This is a genomic window from Corynebacterium sp. HMSC04H06 (assembly GCF_001815935.1).
Lineage (GTDB): Bacteria > Actinomycetota > Actinomycetes > Mycobacteriales > Mycobacteriaceae > Corynebacterium.
Map to the genome: position 1 here is coordinate 1 of NZ_KV823411.1, position 16,764 is coordinate 16,764.

At 67.6% G+C, this 16,764-nt stretch carries 17 protein-coding genes; 9 read left to right on the plus strand and 8 right to left on the minus strand.

The window, feature by feature from the left end; translation table 11 throughout:
• Positions 1-65: 65 nt before the first annotated feature.
• On the minus strand, positions 66-668 hold the full coding sequence (locus tag HMPREF3067_RS02910; protein ID WP_070768241.1) for a superoxide dismutase: 603 nt from the start codon (positions 666-668) through the stop codon (positions 66-68).
• Between the two features lie 151 nt (positions 669-819).
• Between HMPREF3067_RS02910 and msrA the strand changes: the two genes are divergently transcribed.
• Positions 820-1,473: a peptide-methionine (S)-S-oxide reductase MsrA gene (gene msrA / locus HMPREF3067_RS02915; RefSeq protein WP_070768242.1), complete on the plus strand. Its 654-nt coding sequence runs from the start codon at positions 820-822 to the stop codon at positions 1,471-1,473.
• Positions 1,474-1,484: 11 nt separating this feature from the next.
• On the opposite strand, the gene HMPREF3067_RS02920 is transcribed toward msrA, so the two are convergent.
• Positions 1,485-3,275 carry an alpha/beta-hydrolase family protein gene (locus HMPREF3067_RS02920; RefSeq protein WP_070768256.1) on the minus strand — a complete coding sequence of 597 codons (1,791 nt, stop codon included), beginning with the start codon at positions 3,273-3,275 and terminating at the stop codon, positions 1,485-1,487.
• Positions 3,276-3,394: 119 nt separating this feature from the next.
• Between HMPREF3067_RS02920 and HMPREF3067_RS02925 the strand changes: the two genes are divergently transcribed.
• Positions 3,395-4,099 carry a glycerophosphodiester phosphodiesterase family protein gene (locus tag HMPREF3067_RS02925; protein ID WP_070768243.1) on the plus strand — a complete coding sequence of 235 codons (705 nt, stop codon included), beginning with the start codon at positions 3,395-3,397 and terminating at the stop codon, positions 4,097-4,099.
• A gap of 21 nt (positions 4,100-4,120) precedes the next feature.
• Positions 4,121-5,038 (plus strand): DUF5926 family protein, encoded by a 918-nt coding sequence (locus HMPREF3067_RS02930; RefSeq protein WP_070768244.1) that lies wholly within the window; start codon positions 4,121-4,123, stop codon positions 5,036-5,038.
• Here HMPREF3067_RS02930 and HMPREF3067_RS02935 read toward each other — a convergent pair.
• From HMPREF3067_RS02935 to HMPREF3067_RS02945, 3 genes are read right to left on the minus strand one after another with little or no spacing between them, the layout of a single operon-like run.
• Positions 5,035-6,321: an LCP family protein gene (locus HMPREF3067_RS02935; protein WP_070768245.1), complete on the minus strand. Its 1,287-nt coding sequence runs from the start codon at positions 6,319-6,321 to the stop codon at positions 5,035-5,037. The genes HMPREF3067_RS02930 and HMPREF3067_RS02935 overlap by 4 nt on opposite strands.
• A gap of 33 nt (positions 6,322-6,354) precedes the next feature.
• A complete protein-coding gene (locus HMPREF3067_RS02940) occupies positions 6,355-7,125 on the minus strand; it encodes a CPBP family intramembrane glutamic endopeptidase (protein ID WP_070768246.1) in 771 nt (256 codons plus the stop codon).
• Entirely contained in the window at positions 7,122-8,273 is a 1,152-nt protein-coding gene (locus HMPREF3067_RS02945) for an amidase (protein ID WP_070768247.1), read from the minus strand. Before HMPREF3067_RS02945 ends, HMPREF3067_RS02940 begins: the two co-directional genes overlap by 4 nt.
• Before the next feature lie 33 nt (positions 8,274-8,306).
• Between HMPREF3067_RS02945 and pheA the strand changes: the two genes are divergently transcribed.
• Positions 8,307-9,212, plus strand: coding sequence for a prephenate dehydratase (gene pheA / locus HMPREF3067_RS02950; RefSeq protein ID WP_070768248.1), 906 nt, complete (start codon positions 8,307-8,309; stop codon positions 9,210-9,212).
• Between the two features lie 19 nt (positions 9,213-9,231).
• Positions 9,232-9,909 carry a histidine phosphatase family protein gene (locus tag HMPREF3067_RS02955; protein WP_070768249.1) on the plus strand — a complete coding sequence of 226 codons (678 nt, stop codon included), beginning with the start codon at positions 9,232-9,234 and terminating at the stop codon, positions 9,907-9,909.
• On the opposite strand, the gene HMPREF3067_RS02960 is transcribed toward HMPREF3067_RS02955, so the two are convergent.
• From HMPREF3067_RS02960 to HMPREF3067_RS02970, 3 genes are read right to left on the minus strand one after another with little or no spacing between them, the layout of a single operon-like run.
• Entirely contained in the window at positions 9,906-10,253 is a 348-nt protein-coding gene (locus HMPREF3067_RS02960; RefSeq protein WP_070768250.1) for a metallopeptidase family protein, read from the minus strand. The two genes, HMPREF3067_RS02955 and HMPREF3067_RS02960, sit on opposite strands and share 4 nt — an antisense overlap.
• Positions 10,254-10,265: 12 nt before the next feature.
• Positions 10,266-11,303, minus strand: coding sequence for a septum formation family protein (locus tag HMPREF3067_RS02965; RefSeq protein WP_070768251.1), 1,038 nt, complete (start codon positions 11,301-11,303; stop codon positions 10,266-10,268).
• Between the two features lie 24 nt (positions 11,304-11,327).
• Entirely contained in the window at positions 11,328-12,080 is a 753-nt protein-coding gene (locus tag HMPREF3067_RS02970) for a GntR family transcriptional regulator (protein ID WP_070768257.1), read from the minus strand.
• Between the two features lie 102 nt (positions 12,081-12,182).
• On the opposite strand from HMPREF3067_RS02970, the gene serS reads away from it, so the two are divergent.
• Genes serS through glpK form a run of 4 tightly spaced genes read left to right on the plus strand, consistent with a single transcriptional unit; the run spans position 12,183 to position 16,703 of the window.
• A complete protein-coding gene (gene serS / locus HMPREF3067_RS02975) occupies positions 12,183-13,442 on the plus strand; it encodes a serine--tRNA ligase (protein WP_070768252.1) in 1,260 nt (419 codons plus the stop codon).
• Between the two features lie 22 nt (positions 13,443-13,464).
• Positions 13,465-14,412, plus strand: a complete 948-nt coding sequence (locus HMPREF3067_RS02980; protein ID WP_070768253.1) for a lysophospholipid acyltransferase family protein — start codon at positions 13,465-13,467, stop codon at positions 14,410-14,412.
• A 2-nt stretch (positions 14,413-14,414) separates the two neighbouring features.
• On the plus strand, positions 14,415-15,233 hold the full coding sequence (locus HMPREF3067_RS02985; protein WP_070768254.1) for a Cof-type HAD-IIB family hydrolase: 819 nt from the start codon (positions 14,415-14,417) through the stop codon (positions 15,231-15,233).
• A 3-nt stretch (positions 15,234-15,236) separates the two neighbouring features.
• On the plus strand, positions 15,237-16,703 hold the full coding sequence (gene glpK, locus HMPREF3067_RS02990; RefSeq protein ID WP_070768255.1) for a glycerol kinase GlpK: 1,467 nt from the start codon (positions 15,237-15,239) through the stop codon (positions 16,701-16,703).
• Positions 16,704-16,764: the final 61 nt, after the last annotated feature.

Genomic DNA, 16,764 nt, shown 5'->3' on the forward strand with positions numbered 1-16,764 from the left:
GCCGAGCCCCGCGCGGGGCTCGGCCCTTTTAGCTAGGAACGCTGGAAGGCGCTGAGTTGCTTTTCTTACTTCTCAGCGGCAGCCAGGCGCTCGGCAACGTCGTCCCAGTTGACGACGTTCCAGAAGGCCTTGACGTAGTCGGCCTTCACGTTCTTGTACTGCAGGTAGTATGCGTGCTCCCACATATCCAACATCAGCAGCGGGGTGAAGTTAACGGAAACGTTGCCCTGCTGGTCGGTCAGCTGCTCGATGATGAGCTTGCCGGCGATGTGGTCGTAACCGAGTACGGCCCAGCCGGAGCCCTGCAGGCTGGTAGCAGCGCCAGCGAAGTGAGCCTGGAACTTCTCGAAGGAACCGAAGTCGCGCTCGATGGTCTGAGCCAGCTCGCCGGTCGGCTGGCCGCCGCCGTTCGGGGACATGTTCTTCCAGAAGATGGAGTGGTTGGTGTGGCCACCCAGGTTGAAAGCCAGGTTCTTGGACAGGGCGCGAATGCGGTCAGCGTTAGCCTCGCCGTTGCGCTCGGCTTCAAGAGCCTCGAGTGCAGCGTTAGCACCCTGCACGTAGGTGTTGTGGTGCTTGTCGTGGTGCAGCTGCATAATCTCCGCGGAGATGTGTGGCTCTAGGGCGTCGTAGTCGTACGGCAGGTCGGGAAGTTCGTAAACAGCCATGATTATTATCCTTTCGTTGGGTACGGGCCCCATAATAGGCTGGTTTGTAGATTTCGCAACGAAATTCTTGCAAAAATCTATAAACCCGCAGTACAACGTCAAAATTGTTCGTTGAGATTGCCCCGAAATTAATCCGGAAAGGAACTAAACCATGTCGTGGTTGTTTGGACCGGCGCCGAAGATTGTTGACGCACAAGAAACCCTGCCGGGTCGCGCAGAGCCGGTGCTTCCCGAGCCACAACCGCATGCCGTCCTCGGTACGCCGATTACCGGCCCGTGGAAGGAGGGGCAGCGCTCCCTCCTGCTGGGCATCGGCTGCTTCTGGGGCGTAGAGAAGATGTACTGGGAAACCGGCGGGGTAGAGTCCACCTCGGTTGGTTACGCCGGCGGTAATACCCCGAACCCGACCTACTACGAGGTCTGCCGCGGCCTGACCAACCACGCCGAGGTCGTCGAGGTCACCTACGATCCCCAGCGGGTCAGCCTGGAAGACTTGGTGGTCAAGGCCTTGGAGGCACACGACCCGACGCAGGGCTACCGCCAGGGCAACGACGTCGGCACCCAGTACCGCTCGGTGTTCTACCCGCGCACGCAGGAGGACAAGGAGGTCATCGAGAAGCTGGTCGAGCGTTACGCGGACAAGCTGGCCGACCACGGCTTCGGGGAGACCACCACCGAGGTAAAGCTGCTTGGCGATACCCCGTCCGGCGAGTATTACCTGGCCGAGGACGAGCACCAGCAGTACCTGGCCAAGAACCCGAACGGCTACTGCCCGCACCACAGCACCGGTGTGAAGTGCGGCTAGCGCGGTTTTGCTTAGGCGTCGCGGCGGATGAATTCCTCCATCCGGCGCGCACGGCTAGGCGTTAGCGCCACGCGGGACTGCGAGCCCAACACGCTGTCCCAATACCAGAACATCTCCGAGAAATAGTTGTGCCCGTGCCCGCCCGGTACGTTGAGCGAGTTGATCTGGTCGAGGCCGATCTGCCAGAAGGTGATAAACGGCGCCCAGAACATCTCCTGGAAGGTGTCGGCATACGCCGTGTCCGGCTGCGGCTCGTGGATCCACCCCGGCCGCCGGAAGGCCAGCGCTTTGTCCCACCACACGATGGCATCGGAAGCGTGCTGGGCGATGAGCACGCGCGGGCGCTGCCAGGTCTGCGGGTAGCTGTGGCCGAAGGCGTCGTGGCGGGTGTGCGGGGTGGCGGCGGCGAAGCGGATATGCTTGCCGCCGTCGATGACCGGCACGCGCTCCAGGGAGCCGGGGTCGCGATGGAGCTCGGAGGTAAACCGGGTCATGCGCGGCGGGCCGGAAAAGACCGCGCCCTCGCAGGCGGCGAGCAGATCCTCTACGGACTCGAAGTTGTCCAGGATGGCGTAGGCCCCCAGGGACTCGCCGGCGAAGTAGAGCCGCGGGCGGTCGCCCTCCGGCAGGTCTTCCAGGCGATGCTTGACCGCCGTGATGAGCTCCCAGGCGGCCCGCACGGGCCCGTCCGGAGCCACGACGTAGGAAAACACGCTAGCCAGCACGTCGTACTGGAGCGTGACCGTGGCGCAGTTACCGCGGGTGAGGAACTCATAAGAGCAGGTAGACCAGTTGTTGAGCCAGCCGGAGCCGGCGGGCATCTGGATGACAATTGTGTTGCGCCAGAACGCGCCGGTGCGTTCCATCTCCGCGATGACCTGGCGGGCGGCGTTGCGGATGGAACGGCCCGGCACCAGCCCGGCGTAGATGCGGATCGGCTCGTGGGCGCGCTGGCAGTCTATGGCCGCCCTGATGTCGTCCACGCGGGGCCCGCTGGACAGGAAGGAGCGCCCCTGCAGGCCGACGGCCGTCCACGGCTCATAAGACCATGGCGAGCCGGAGCGCTCCGGCTCCCAGGGCATGGTGGAGCCGGGAAAGACCGTCCGGTTGAGCTCCTGGGCGCGGGCGGTCACGGTGCGGATCCAGGTCCTAAACAGCACGCGGTTGGACAAGACGAAGACCACCGCCGCTAGGCCGGCCGCACCCAGCGGCCAGGCCACCAGCGCCGGCAGCCAGCGCCGCAGCCCCTTGGACAGCTGGTCGACGGAGGCCTGCACCGCCTCGCCCAGAAGCAGCAGGCTGCCGTAGCCCAGGGTGCCCACGACGGTGCCGGCCAGGGCCTGGACCGGGCCGCGGTCGTTGTTCTTGTCCACAAGAACTGCCTGCTTGCGCTGGTTGCGCACCGATAGCGCGGTCATGCCCATAGTCACCGCCGCCAGCCCCAACGCGATCCGGTGCCGGTACTGGTAGGTCAGCCGGTCCTGCGGGCGCTTGCCGATGGAGCGCAGGAATTTCTTCGCTACATAAGCCGCGGTCGCGCCTGCCCAGTGGCCGGCCGCCTGCCCGATGGCCACGTTCGCGGCGGTCACCCACCACGGCCGCGGCAGCAGTGAGGGCGAGATGGCCGCCCACGTGGCCAACTCTGCTCCCAGGATCCCGCCGGCCATGTTCTGCGGCAGCCGGCGCCGCCCGGTCATGCGCACCCCCGGCGTGAGATCGCTCAAGACCTCGAGCGAGAAGATGCCCGCGTGCAGGGCACCGCTGGCAAAGCGGTAGCCCATGCGCCGGAGGAAGCGTTCCATGCCTGCCATCATTGCAGAACCTCGGCCCCTCTGCAGGACAGCCGGAACGGGGTTAGAGTATGAAAGGTCGGCTCCCAAAACCTAACCGGGCGGCAGAAGAAAAGAGGAGGCGTGCGCGCGTGGACATCGTGGCTCACCGCGGGTATTCCGGCAAATACCCGGAAAACTCCGAAGCGTCCTTCGCGGCGGCGCTGCGGTTGGATATCTGGGGCATCGAATGCGACGTGCGCCTGACCCAGGACGGCTACGTGGTGGTCATCCACGACGCCAAGCTGGACCGGACCGCGGACCGCACCGGCGTGATTTCCCGCATGAAGTGGGCGGAGGTCGCCCGCGCGGACATCGGCGGCGGGCAGCGGCCGCTGCTCCTCGACGAGCTGCTTGAGCTGGTCCGCGCCACCGACCGGCACCTCTACATCGAGACTAAGCACCCCGGCGCCCCGGGCGACGTGCTGGAAGAGCAGGTCGTGTTGCGCCTGCGGTACGCGGGCATGTTGGATGATCCACGCATCCACGTCATTTCTTTCTCCCGCCGGGCTATCGGCCGCATGCGGCAGCTGGCGCCGCAGGTGGACCGCATCTACCTGCGCCGCGACTGGGAGCGCCACGTCAACCGGCGGGACATGCTGCTGCCGGATGCGACGGGCCTGGGCATGTCGCTCATGCGCGCCAAGCTGCAGCCCTCGGCCATCGGAGCACACGGGCTGCCGACCTACCTGTGGACCGTGGACCGCCAGGCCGATATCAAGTGGGCGTGGGCCAACGGCGTGGACGTGCTGGCCACGAACCAACCGGAAGTCGCCCTCCACGCCATTAAGTACTAAACGCCAGGTATCTTAGGGGGCATGGCTAAAAAGAAGAAGAAAAACGAAGATCTGCCGGAGGGCATGTCCCGCCGGCAGGCCAAGCTCGCCGCCCGCGCGGCCGAGCGCGCTGCCCTAGAGAAGGACCCGCGCCCCTTCGGCGGGCTGCAGGCGGAGGCCACCCTGGTGGCCATGCAGGAGTTCGTCCCCGCGGCGTACGCGAAGCTGCCGGTCAAGGGCATCGACCGCGACGTCTACCTGGCCACGGTGCTGCCCGGCGCATCGGCGGCCCTCATCCGTGACGACGAGTACGGCGGGGCCGCCTTCGTGGCCCTGCAGGTCCAGTCGCACACCCACAACCCGGGCCGCGACCTAGCCTTCGCCCTGAACTGGGTGAAAAACCACGGCGCGGGCGAGACCCTCGAGTCCACGGCCGCGGACGGCACGGAGCCGCAGCTGAGCGAGCTTATCGATGCCTCCGCGGACGTAAACGTCGAGGTTTTCCAGGACTTTTCCTGGTGGATCCCCGAGGGCGCGCCCAGCAACCCGGCCATCCAGCAGTCCTTGCAGGCCGCCAACCAGTCCGTGGTGGCAACCCACCCGGTAGGCGCCGATATTAGCGGCACCGCCTTCTGGTCCGCTGGCGGGGACAAGTCCTATATCCGCTGGGTTCGCCCCACCGATGACGAGTCCGCCTTCCTCAACGCCATCGCCCGCGTGGCCGCCCGCGAGGAGATGAACCTCGGCGAGGGCACCAAGTTCGCCGGTGTCTTCCGCACCCACGGCGTCATCGCCCCGGTCTTCGACCTGCCGGCCGATGCCGACCCGGCCTCCTTCGAGTCCGAACTCCAGCGCGTCGACGCCGCCCTGGAATCCGAAATCGCTAATGATGCGCAGCTGAGCGCCGACGAGCGCAAGCAGCTGCAGAACCTGAAGTCCCGCCAGGTCACCCTGCGCTAACGTAGCGAATCGAAGAGCTGCTGGGCCTGTGCGTCGTCCCACAGGACCACGTTGCCGACCTCGGTGTCCATGAAGCCGCCGATGGGGATGGTCTGGGTCTCCACACCGGTGCCCATGGCCAGCGCCACGCGGGCCAGGTGCCAGACGTGCTCGTCCTCGCCCACGATGAACGACGAGGCCGTGTGGTTGACCAGCGAGACCGCCCTGAACGGGTTGATCAGCGTGGCCGGCGAGGTGATCTTGTCCAGCAGCGCGGCGAAGAACTCGCGCTGGCGGGCCACACGGTCCAGGTCGCCCATGGCCGTGGCGCGGGTGCGCACGTAGCCCAGGGCGGTCGGGCCGTCGAGCTTCTGGCAGCCGGGCTGGACGTCCAAGTTGGCCAGCGGGTCGTTGATGGGCTCGGCCACGCAGATGTCCACGCCGCCGACGGAATCGACCACGTTGGCCAGCCCGCCCATGCCGATTTCGGCGTAGTGGTCGATGTGCAGGCCCGTGGCGCCCTCGACGGTCTCGGTCAGCAGCTGCGGGCCGCCGTAGGTGAAGGCGGCGTTGACCTTGTCTTGGCCGAAGCCCGGCACAGAGACGTAGGAGTCGCGCGGGATGGATAACAGCTGCGCCTTCCCGCTGGACGGGATGTGCAGCAGCATGATGGTGTCCGTGCGGCCCACGCCGACGTCGCCGCCGGTGCCCAGCTCCGCCTGCTGTTCCTCGGTGAGGCCTTGGCGTGAGTCCGAGCCGACCAGCAGCCAATTGGTGCCGGCGGTCTTGGCCACCTGCTGGGCCGGCATGGCTTCCACGCGGGTCAGGCGCGTGTCGGCCCAGAGCATCAGCACCAGGCTGGCGATCACCACGATGGCCAGCACCCAGCCGGCGCAGCCCAGGCAATCTTTGACCGGGCTGGTGCGCTTGCGGCGCCGGTGCGGACGATGCCCCTCCGGCGGAGCCGGCACCCGGTAGCGGCGCGGGGCCTCCGGCTGCGGCGGGTAGTCCTGGCGGTGTTCTTGGCGGTACTGCTGCTGGTAGTGCGGCTGCGCGTAGGCCGGCACCGGCGCCTGCCTCGGCGGCTGCTGCTGCGGTTGCTGCGGCTGTACCGGGGGAACCTGCCGCGGCGGCGTTTGCCGCGGCGGGGTGGCGCGCTGCTGGTCACCAGAGCGCGACCCCGCGGGCCGCTTGCGGATGGGCCGGCCGTAGCGGTCTTTCAGGATGCGACCGTCCGCCCCGCGCACGAAGTCATCGCCGGCGCGGCGGGATTCCCGGTCATGGTCGCGTCCTGAATAATTCATGCGCTATAGCCTACAAGGCGCCCGCGCGCAGGCCTAGCCCAACAAACCGAAAAGCAACGGATCTCCGAGTAGGGAGTAGCCGATAAACGCCACGGCATCGATGAGAAAATGCGCGATAACAAGGGGGGCGACCTTGCCGGTGCGGTGGTAGTAGTAGCCGAAGATTACGCCCATGACCAGGTTGCCGAAACCTGCGGAAATCCTCTGGTAGAGGTGGTAGGAACCGCGCAGAATAGAAGTCGCTGCCAGCACGGCGGGCAGCTTCCAGCCCAGCTGTTTCAGCCGGGTCATCAACCAGGCCACCACGACGGTTTCCTCGCCGAAGGCGTTGGCCGCCGACCACAGCAGCAGCACCGGTGCCTCCACCAGCGGGTGGGAAAACTCCGCGGGAACGACCACCTTGGACAGCCCGAGGTGCACCGCCGCGACGTACAGGGCCAGCCCCGGCAGACCAATCAGCGCGGCCAGCCCCACCCCGCGCAGGCTGTCCCCGCTCGCGCTCACCGATGCCCATCGCACCGGCGCCGGCCCCACCCGCAGCAGGTAGAGCGCTAGGGCGCCGTAGGCAAAGAGCACGCCGGCCGAGCACAGCTGCAGGCCGACGTCCAGCCACGCGATGGCGGACTGGGAGGAATTCAGCGTCACCGACTGCTCGGAAAGGCGCGCCGGATCCAGCAGCGAATCCACCAGGCGCAGCAGCGAGCGCACGCCGGAGACACCAAAAGACAGCGACAGGACGATGATGACCTCGGCCACCAGCGCGCGCCTGGCGGTGACCGCGGGCGTCAAGGCTGCCGGCCTCATGCGTGGAGGAGGTGGGCTAGGGCGAGGAGTTCGGCATCGGCGAGCGTGATGCCGCCCAGCTGCACGCCGACGGGCGGGTGGTCGGGCACCTCCCAGGGCAGGCTAATCGCCGGCAGGTGCGCGACGTTAAACAGCGACCCCCACGGCGACCAGCGGGTCTGCTCCGCGAAATTCTCCGCGTGCGGCAGGCGGTTGAACGCGCCGATGCGCGGCGGATCGAAGGCCAGCATGGGCGTGAGCAGGGCATCGACGGCCCAGTAGCCGGACAAAACCTGCGGCAGGTGGGCGGCGTGCTGGTGGGCGCGGTCGACCTCCGCGTCGCTGAAGCCGCGCCCCAGCTGGCGGACCCACTCGGCGTAGCCCTCCTGTGGACCCAGGCCCGCCATCCGAGAGGAAAAGATGCGGGTGAAGGCGGCGAAGGTCTCTTCCGAATGCGGGTAGGGCGAGACCTCGATGACCTCAAATCCGGCCGCCTTAAGCGCCGCGGCGGCCTCCGCGACCGCGCGCAGGATGTGGTCGGCCACCCGCACGCCGGCGAACAGTGGCTGGGTCAGCACGCCGATGCGCCATCGGCCGGGCGTTTTCAGCGGCAGGTCGTGCAGCAGGGCGGTATCGGCGACCGAGCGGGTGATAAACCCGGGCACACCCAGCTCCGTGCCGGACTGCTTGAAGCCGGCGACCCCGCACGCGGCGGCCGGCACGCGGATAGACCCGCCGCCGTCGCTGGCCTGGGCCGCGCGCACCAGCCCGCGGGCGACCTGGATGGCCGCCCCGCCGGAGGACCCTCCCGGGGTGCAGCCGGGGTAGCGGGGGTTGTCCGGGTGCGGCAGGTCCACCGGCTCCGTATCCACGCGCAGGCCCAGCTCGGGGGCGGCGGACTTGCCCACGATGTCGGCGCCGGCCACTTCCAGCTCCGCGATGAGCGGATCGGTCTCGGTGGCCAGGTAGGTCCGCTTCGCCGAGCCTAGCGTGGTGGGCATCCCGGCCACGTCGTTGAGATCCTTCGCGCTTAGCACCCAGCCGCTCAACCGGCCAGGCCGCGGCGGGCCGGGGTGGGCCAGCCGCTCGTGGTCGATAAAGCTGAAGCCGTGCTCGCGGGGGCCGAGCCCGGCCAAATCCGCGGCCAATTGCGCGTGGGAGAATTCCATAGGTCTACAGCCTAACCGGCTAGGCTAGAGCGCATGACGATGAAGGTTGCATTCCTAGGCCCGGCGGGTACCTTTACCGAGGCCGCGCTGGGCGAGCTTACGGCCGGAAGCGACGTCGAGCCCATCGCCGTCGATTCGCCTCACGCCGCCTGCGCCCTCGTGCGCGCCGGCGGGGCCGAGCGCGCCTGCGTGGCCATCGAGAACTCCGTGGACGGCGCGGTGACCGCGACCTTCGACGCCGTCGTCGAGGGCTCCCCGCTGCAAATCTACCGCGAGGTGGACATCCCGGTGGTCTTTTCCATCGTGACCTGCCCCGGGGTGGAGCTGGCCGCGTGCCGCACGTTCAGCACCCACCCGGTGGCCTACCAGCAGGTGCGCGGCTGGCTGCGCGAGAACCTTCCGGGCGCGGATTTTAAGTCCGCGAGCTCGAACGCCGCGGCGGCGCAGGCCGTGGCTGCAGGCGACGTCGATTGCGCGGCCGTGCCCGCCCGGGCCGCCGAGCTTTTCGGCCTGCACACCCACGCCGCCGGGGTCGCGGACGTGGCCGGAGCCGCTACCCGCTTCGTGCTGGTCGGCCCGCCGGGGCGGCCGGCCCCGCGCACCGGGCACGACCGGACCAGCGTCATTTTCACCCTGCCCAACCAGCCCGGGACCCTGGTCGGCGCCCTGCAGGAGTTCGCGCACCGCGGGGTGGACATGACGCGCATCGAGTCGCGGCCGACCCGCCGGAAGATGGGCACCTACCGCTTCTACGTGGACCTGTATGGCCACATCGACGACCGCCCCGTCGCCGAGGCCCTGCGCGCGCTGTGGCTGCGCTGCGAGGAGATCGTCTTCCTCGGCTCCTGGCCCGCCGGGCAGGCCGATGCCCCCGCGCCCACGATGCCGGATCTCGCTGCCGCCGATGCCTGGGTCCGCGCCCTGCAAACCGGCGAATAAGATCCTAAAGTAGGCAGGTATGAGCGGTAGAATCATCCTGCTTCGGCACGGCCAGACCTTATCTAATATCAACCGGCGCCTCGACACCCGCCCGCCGGGCGCTGAGCTGTCCGAACGCGGCCGCTACCAGGCCCAGGATGTCGGCCGGGAGCTGGCGGGCATCGTCGGCGCGGAGCGCCTGGGCCCGGTGTTTTGTTCCGTGGCGCTGCGCGCCCAGCAGACCGCGCAGCTGGCTATGCGCGCCTTCGAGGTGGAGGCCGGCCTGCCCGAGTTCTCCGTCGCCGTAGACGTGGTGCCCGGGTTGCACGAGATTTTCGTCGGTGACTTCGAGATGGACAACAGCGAGGACGCCCACCGCAGCTTCCAGGTCGCCCTGCGCGGCTGGATCGACGGCGATCCCGCGGCCAGCCTACCCAGTGGCGAGACCTATCCCGACGTCGACGGCCGCTACCGCCCGGTCCTCGAAGCCCTGGCCGCCCAGCTCGCCGATGCCGAATCCGCAGGCGCCGAAAAGGACGCCATCGTCGTCTCCCACGGCGCGGCCATCCGTGTGATGACTCGGCACGCCGCGGGCATCGATGCCGACTTCGCCTTCACCGGCTACCTGCCGAACTGTCGCTACACCGTCCTCGAGCCGCGCGGCGAGGACTTCGGCCACTGGACCGCCACCCAGTGGGCGGACACCGATCTAACCTAGCCCCAGCCGAGGCGGTGGAGCTCTTCCTCCTCGATGCCGAAATAGTGGCCCAGCTCGTGGAAAACGGTGACTTCCACCTCGTGGGCTAGCTCTTCCTCGCTGTGGCAGTAGTCCTGGAGCGCGCCGCGGTAGATGAAGATGGCGTCCGGCAGGAAGCCGGTGTGGTCGTGGGTGCGCTCGGTCAGGGCCACACCCTCGTAGAGGCCCAGGGTATAAGGGTCTTCCTCGTGGTAGTCGCGCACGAGGACGACCAGGTTGCGCATGCGACGCGCGAATTCCTCGGGGATTTTATCTAGCGCGTCGTCGACTAGCTCGTCGAAGCGCTCCTCGCTGACGGCGTACATCTTTTACGGCTTTTACTGCGCCGGCGCGGGGGCGGCGGAGTCCTCGCGGCGCGGGTTGCGCTTGGGCTGTTCCTTGGGTGGTTGGCCATCGATGAGCATGGCGTCGCGGCCGTCGCGGGCGGAGCCGGTGATCTCCGAGAAGCCGGCCTGGTCATTGGGGTGCATCAGCGCGCAGTTGACCGAGGAGGTCCCGCCGTTCCAGGAGGCCTCCGAGATGGAGCCCCAGTACGGCTGCAGCGTGGACTGGTAGAGCGCCTCCTCGCTACCCAGGTACTCGATGGCGGCATCGGTGCAGGTCTTTTCGAGGAAGCTGTTCTGGTCCTCGTCGGCGGGGTAGGAGTCCGGGAACTCGGCCGACAGGTCCACGATTTGGGTGGTCTCCAGCTGGTGCGGATCCGCGCAGTCGACGGTGTGCAGCACCTGGTTGTCGTCGATGTAGCGGCACTCGCCGGACTTGGCGATATTGGCCTGATCCACCTCGGCGACCTTGCCCTTGGTCTCCAGCGGGGTGCCCCGCTCGTCGGTGGTCTGCAGGCCGCAGAGCATGGTGCGGTCGCCGTTATCCCACGCGGGCTTCGGCGGCAGGATGGGGGCGATGGAAAAACGCCCGGACGGGTCGTACTGGCCGTCCAGGTATTGCAGCACGGCGCCGTGGCAGAGCTCCTCGCGTAGCTTGGCCTGGCGCTCGATGTCGGGGCGCGGGGCCGACTCGCCGAACTCGCTGGTGGGGTAGATGCTCAGGTCCTCGCGGGAGGCGACCTCGAAGCGGTGCTCGTCGCCGCAGTCGGTCTGCTCGAAGTTGGTGACCTCGCCGGAGCCGCTGAAGTCCCACGTCACGCAGGAGCCCTTGTCGGCGGTGGTAAAAGTTGGGGCAGGTCTTTCGGATTCGGAACCGGCCTCGCCACCGGCCTCACCGTTGCCGGCCTGGGTAGCAGAGTCCTGGGAATTGCTCACGACCTCGTAGGAGCCCACGAAAACCGCCGCGATGAGCGCAGCACACAGCGCAATCTGGATGGCGGCGGCGGAACGCCAAGTCTTCACAGTGCTCATAAGGATTGCCAGTTTACCTTCCCGTTAAGCTTCGAGCGCACGGACCACGAGGGTGGTCAGCCGATAGCGGTCGGTGCGGTAGACCGAGGAACACCACTCGACGGGCTTATCCCGCGAGCGCGAATGTCGGATGATGTGCAGCAGCGGGGTGCCGGGATCGACTTCGAGGAGGTCGGCGACCTCGGCATCGGCGGCAATAGCGGTGACGGTCTGGTCGGCCTCGGTGATGGGGACGTCGAAGTCGGTGTCGAGGATGTTGTAGACGGAGTTATAGACGTCGTTTTCCAGCAGGTTGGGCACGTAGGCCGCGTTGTACCAGCCGTCGTCGATGGAATAGGGCTCGCCGTCGCCCAGGCGCAGGCGGCGCAGGTGGGTGTGCGGCACGTTTGGTTCGGTGCCGAAGAACTTGGCGACCTCCTCGGGGGCGGCGGTGCGCCCCGACAAGAGGATCTTCGACGAGGCCGTCACGTCCTGGGCGCCCATCTCGTCGGAAAAGGACGCCAGGTGCAGCCGGGAGACCAGCGGGTTGGGGGCGACGAAAGTGCCCTTGCCGCGGACGCGGCGCAGCCGGCCGGCGGCCACCAGGTCGCCGATGGCCCGCCGCACCGTAATGCGGGAGACCCCGTAGGTCTCCTCGAGCAGGCGCTCGCCGGGGAGCAAATCCCCCGGTTTCAGCGTGGTCCGGCAGACCTCGTCCAGGATGTCGCGCAGCTGCGCGTGCTTGGGGATGGGCCCGTCCACGATGTCCCGCGGCGGCAGGTGCGGATGGCTGGTCATAATCCCCATGGTAGAGCCCTGGTTATGACCACCGCAAGCAAATGGGATTGTAGTGCCCAGTTGACCGTACAAAGCATAGGGCCGTGGGGTAGGATCAAATTCGTGATTGATCTAAAATTCCTCCGCGAAAACCCAGACGTCGTCCGTGCCTCTCAGGTCACCCGAGGTGAGGATCCCGCGCTTGTCGATGCCCTCCTGGCCGCCGACGAGCGCCGCCGCACCGCCATCTCCCAGGCCGATGACCTGCGCTCCGAGCAGAAGGCCTTCGGCAAGAAGATTGGCCAGGCTTCCCCGGAGGAGCGCCCCGCGCTGCTGGAAGGCTCCAACGAGCTCAAGGCCAAGGTCAAGGCAGCAGAAGACGAGCAGAAGGCGGCTGAGGAGAAGGTCAACGAGCTGCAGTACCAGCTGTCCAACGTCGTCGAGGGCGCTCCCGCCGGCGGCGAGGACGACTTCGTGGTGCTCGAGCACGTCGGCGAGGTCCCGACCTTCGACTTCGAGCCCAAGGATCACCTGGACCTGGGCGAGTCCCTCGGGCTCATTGACACCACCCGCGGCACCAAGGTCGGCGGCGCCCGCTTCTACTACCTCACCGGCGACGGCGCCTTCCTGCAGCTGGGCATGATGATGCTGGCGGCCCAGAAGGCTCGCGAGCACGGCTTCCAGCTGATGATCCCGCCGGTTCTGGTCCGTCCCGAAATCATGGCCGGCACCGGCTTTTTGGGCGCGCACTCGGACGAGATCTACTACCTCGAGCGCGACGATCTCTACCTGGTCGGTACCTCCGAGGTGGCCCTGGCCGGCTATCACAAGGACGAAATCATTGACCTTTCCGACGGCCCCATCCGCTACGCCGGCTGGTCGTCCTGCTTCCGCCGCGAGGCCGGCTCCTACGGCAAGGACACCCGCGGCATCCTGCGCGTGCACCAGTTCGACAAGCTGGAGATGTTCGTCTACTGCAAGCCGGAAGAGGCTGAGCAGCAGCACCAGAAGCTGCTGAACATGGAGCGCGAGATGCTCGCGGCCGTCGAGGTGCCCTACCGCATCATCGACGTCGCCGGCGGCGACCTGGGCTCCTCTGCCGCCCGCAAGTTCGACACCGAGGCCTGGATCCCCACCCAGGACACCTTCCGCGAGCTGACCTCGACCTCGAACTGCACCACCTTCCAGGGCCGTCGCCTGCAGACCCGCTACCGCGACGACAGTGGTAAGGCCCGCATCGCGGCGACGTTGAACGGGACGCTGGCCACCACCCGCTGGCTCGTGGCCATCCTGGAAAACCACCAGCAGGCCGACGGCTCCGTCGTCGTGCCCGAGGCCCTGCGTCCGTTTGTGGGCAAGGACGTTCTCGAGCCCAAGAAGTAAAGTCCCGGAAAGACGCCACCCGATGACCAAGTATGAGCTGCGCTCCGGGCTGTTCCGGATCCCGGAAGGCACCGAGCACACGCGGCTGCACTCCGAAGCCGCGGAGGCGATGTATCAGGGCATCGTCAGCCTGGCCCGCCGCGTCCTGCATTGGCAGGGCGTGGTCACCACCGTGGAGGGGGTGGAAAACATCCCGGCCTACGGCGGCGCCCTGCTGGCGATGAACCACACCGGCTACTACGACTTTCTCTTCGGCTCCATGCCGGCCCACCTGCGCGGACGCCGCCTGGTGCGGTTTATGGCGAAGAAGGAAATCTTTGACGTACCCGTCGTGGGGCGTTGCATGCGCGGGATGAAGCACGTGCCCGTCGACCGCGCCCGCGGTGCCGGCGCCGTCGATGTCGCCGTCGAGCACCTCAACGCCGGACACCTGGTCGGCATCTTCCCGGAGGCGACTATCTCGCGCTCGTTCGAGCTCAAGGAGTTCAAAAACGGCGCGGCCCGCATTGCCGCGGCCGCCGAGGTCCCGCTGATCCCGATGATCTGCTGGGGCTCCCAGCGCATCTGGACCAAGGGCGGGAAAAAGAACCTGGGCCGCAACCACCTGCCGGTGCACGTCAAGGTTGGCGCACCCATCGAGCTCACCGGCGACGTCGCCGCCGACATGGAGCGGCTCAAATCCGCCATGCAGGCCCTGCTGGACCAGGTGCGCGCGGACTACGACCGCGACCACGGCCCCTTCGAGGACGGCCTGGCGTGGCGTCCGGCCGCTAACGGCGGGGTGGCGCCCACCCTGGCTGAAGCCGACCGCATGGACGCCGCGGACAAGGCCGAAAAGGCCCGCAAGCGCAAGAAGAAGGCCGAGCGAAAAACCGCCAAGGAGTTGCGCAAGGCCGACGACAAGCTGGCCAAGAAAGCCAACCGGCAGCTGCGGCGGCTGTCCCGCCTGGGCCGCAAGGAACAGGTCTAGTAGTGGTCTCCGCCCCGCGTTTTATCGCCAGCGACATTGACGGCACCTTCATCGATCCCGCGCACCGGGTGACTGCCCGCACTCGCGACGTCGTGGTTCGAGCCATCGAGTCCGGCGCCCACTTCGCCTTGGCCACCGGCCGGCCCTACCGCTGGATAGCGCCGGTCCTCGAGCAGCTGCCCGTCCGGCCGTTGTGCGTGACCTCCAACGGTGCGGTGGTCTATGACTCCCTGGCCGACCGCGTCGTGCACGCCGAGGAGTTGTCGCCGGCGGTGATGGCGGGCATCGTCGAGCGCGCCGAGGAGGTGTTGGGGTCTATCGCCGTGGCCGCCGAGCGCGCCGGGACCTCGGCGGCCGACCCGACCGAGGACATGTACGTCGTCGACGCCCCGTTTGCCGCCCGCACCGACTACCCCGGCTTCGGTGTGGCCGACCGCGCCGAGGTCGTCGCCGAGCCCGCGGTCAAGCTCATCGTCCGCAACCTGGACATGACCTCGGCGCAGATGTACGCTCGCCTGGCCCCGCTCGTTGATGCCACCGACGCCCACGTCACCTATTCCATGCCCGATGGGCTTCTCGAGATCGCTGCCCCCGGCGTGACCAAGGAACGCGGCGTGTCCTACCTGGCCGAACACTACGGAGTGGCGGCCAGTGAGGTTATCGCTTTCGGGGACATGCCCAACGACATCGAGATGCTGCGCTGGGTCGGCTGCGGGGTGGCTATGGGCAACGCGCACGACGACGTCAAGGAAGCCGCCGACATCGTTACCAAAACCAACGGTCAGGCGGGTGTCGCCCACGTTCTGGAAAGGTGGTTCTAGCCCGTGACGTATATCGCCGCCATCGACCAGGGGACCACCTCCACCCGGTGCGTCATCGTAGATGCTAACGGCAAGATTTGTGGATCGGCGCAGTATGAGCATCGGCAGCTGATGCCCCAGCAGGGCTGGGTCGAGCACGACGCCCGGGAGATCTGGCGCAACACGCGCCGGGCGGTCTCAGCGGCGCTGGTCGACGTCGACATCGCCGCCAGTGACATCGATGCCCTGGGGATTACCAACCAGCGCGAAACCGCCGTGGTCTGGGAGAAGGAGACCGGGCAGCCCATCTACCGGGCCATCGTCTGGCAGGACACCCGCACCGCCAACCGTTTCGACGAGCCCGACAAGTGGCTGCGCAAGACCGGCGTGCTGGCCAATTCGTATCCGGCCGGGCCGAAGATCGCGTGGATCCTGGACCACGTCGACCGGGCGCGCGAGCGGGCCGAGGCGGGCGAGCTGTTGGCCGGGACCATCGATAGCTGGCTGCTGTGGAACCTGACCGCCGGGCGCGTGCACGCGACCGACGTGACCAACGCCTCGCGCACGCTGCTGATGGATTTGGACACCCTGGACTGGGACGACGAGCTGTGCGAGGCCATCGGGGTCCCGCGGTGCATCCTGCCGGAGATCCGGGCCTCCATCGGGGATTTCGGCACCGTTCGCCACCGGGGCACGCTCATGGACGTGCCCATTACGGGCGTGCTGGGGGACCAGCAATCCGCCCTGTTCGGGCAGGCCGGGTTTTCCGCCGGGCACGCCAAAAACACCTACGGGACTGGGCTATTTTTGCTGCTCAACACCGGCGCGGAGCGTAAATACTCCCAGCATGGCATGCTGACCACCGTGGCCTACCAGTGCGCGGGCAGCGACCCAGTCTACGCGCTGGAGGGCTCGGTCGCCGTGGGCGGCTCGCTCATCCAGTGGCTACGGGACCAGCTGGGGATCATCCCGGACGCGGCCAGCTCGGAGGAGATCGCGGCCGACGACAACGGCGGGGTCTACATAGTGCCGGCGTTTTCGGGGCTGTTCGCGCCGCGCTGGCGCCCCGATGCCCGCGGCGTCATCGTGGGACTCACCCGTTTTGCCGACCGGACCCACATCACCCGCGCCGCCCTGGAGGCGACGTGTTTCCAGACGCGCGAGGTAGTCGAGGCGATGGTGCAGGACTCCGGGGTCGCCATCGAGGAGCTGCGCGTCGACGGCGGGATGGTGGAAAACGAGCTGCTCATGCAGCTGCAGTCCGATATTCTCGGCGCGACCGTGGTGCGGCCGCAGGAAATCGAGACCACCGCGCTGGGCGCCGCCTTCGCCGCCGGCCTGGGCTGCGGGACGTGGTCCAGCCTGGGAGAGCTCGAATCGCTGGTGCGCGTGGATACCTGCTGGGAGCCGCAGATGGAGGCCGGCACCCGCGACCAGCTCTTTTCCCGCTGGAACGATGCCGTCGAACGCACCCTGGACTGGGAGGACTAGCCGTTCCGGTTGCGGGGTGGTGGGGTCTGCCTTAGTGTGTGGGGTATGACATCGGGGGATT

What these genes read in the sequence shown, in the direction of transcription:
- HMPREF3067_RS02910 (WP_070768241.1), bottom strand. Translation starts at nt 668, where the DNA reads ATGGCTGTTTACGAACTTCCCGACCTGCCGTACGACTACGACGCCCTA.
- msrA (WP_070768242.1), top strand. Translation starts at nt 820, where the DNA reads ATGTCGTGGTTGTTTGGACCGGCGCCGAAGATTGTTGACGCACAAGAA.
- HMPREF3067_RS02920 (WP_070768256.1), bottom strand. Translation starts at nt 3,275, where the DNA reads ATGGAACGCTTCCTCCGGCGCATGGGCTACCGCTTTGCCAGCGGTGCC.
- HMPREF3067_RS02930 (WP_070768244.1), top strand. Translation starts at nt 4,121, where the DNA reads ATGGCTAAAAAGAAGAAGAAAAACGAAGATCTGCCGGAGGGCATGTCC.
- HMPREF3067_RS02935 (WP_070768245.1), bottom strand. Translation starts at nt 6,321, where the DNA reads ATGAATTATTCAGGACGCGACCATGACCGGGAATCCCGCCGCGCCGGC.
- HMPREF3067_RS02940 (WP_070768246.1), bottom strand. Translation starts at nt 7,125, where the DNA reads ATGAGGCCGGCAGCCTTGACGCCCGCGGTCACCGCCAGGCGCGCGCTG.
- HMPREF3067_RS02945 (WP_070768247.1), bottom strand. Translation starts at nt 8,273, where the DNA reads ATGGAATTCTCCCACGCGCAATTGGCCGCGGATTTGGCCGGGCTCGGC.
- pheA (WP_070768248.1), top strand. Translation starts at nt 8,307, where the DNA reads ATGACGATGAAGGTTGCATTCCTAGGCCCGGCGGGTACCTTTACCGAG.
- HMPREF3067_RS02955 (WP_070768249.1), top strand. Translation starts at nt 9,232, where the DNA reads ATGAGCGGTAGAATCATCCTGCTTCGGCACGGCCAGACCTTATCTAAT.
- HMPREF3067_RS02960 (WP_070768250.1), bottom strand. Translation starts at nt 10,253, where the DNA reads ATGTACGCCGTCAGCGAGGAGCGCTTCGACGAGCTAGTCGACGACGCG.
- HMPREF3067_RS02965 (WP_070768251.1), bottom strand. Translation starts at nt 11,303, where the DNA reads ATGAGCACTGTGAAGACTTGGCGTTCCGCCGCCGCCATCCAGATTGCG.
- HMPREF3067_RS02970 (WP_070768257.1), bottom strand. Translation starts at nt 12,080, where the DNA reads ATGACCAGCCATCCGCACCTGCCGCCGCGGGACATCGTGGACGGGCCC.
- HMPREF3067_RS02980 (WP_070768253.1), top strand. Translation starts at nt 13,465, where the DNA reads ATGACCAAGTATGAGCTGCGCTCCGGGCTGTTCCGGATCCCGGAAGGC.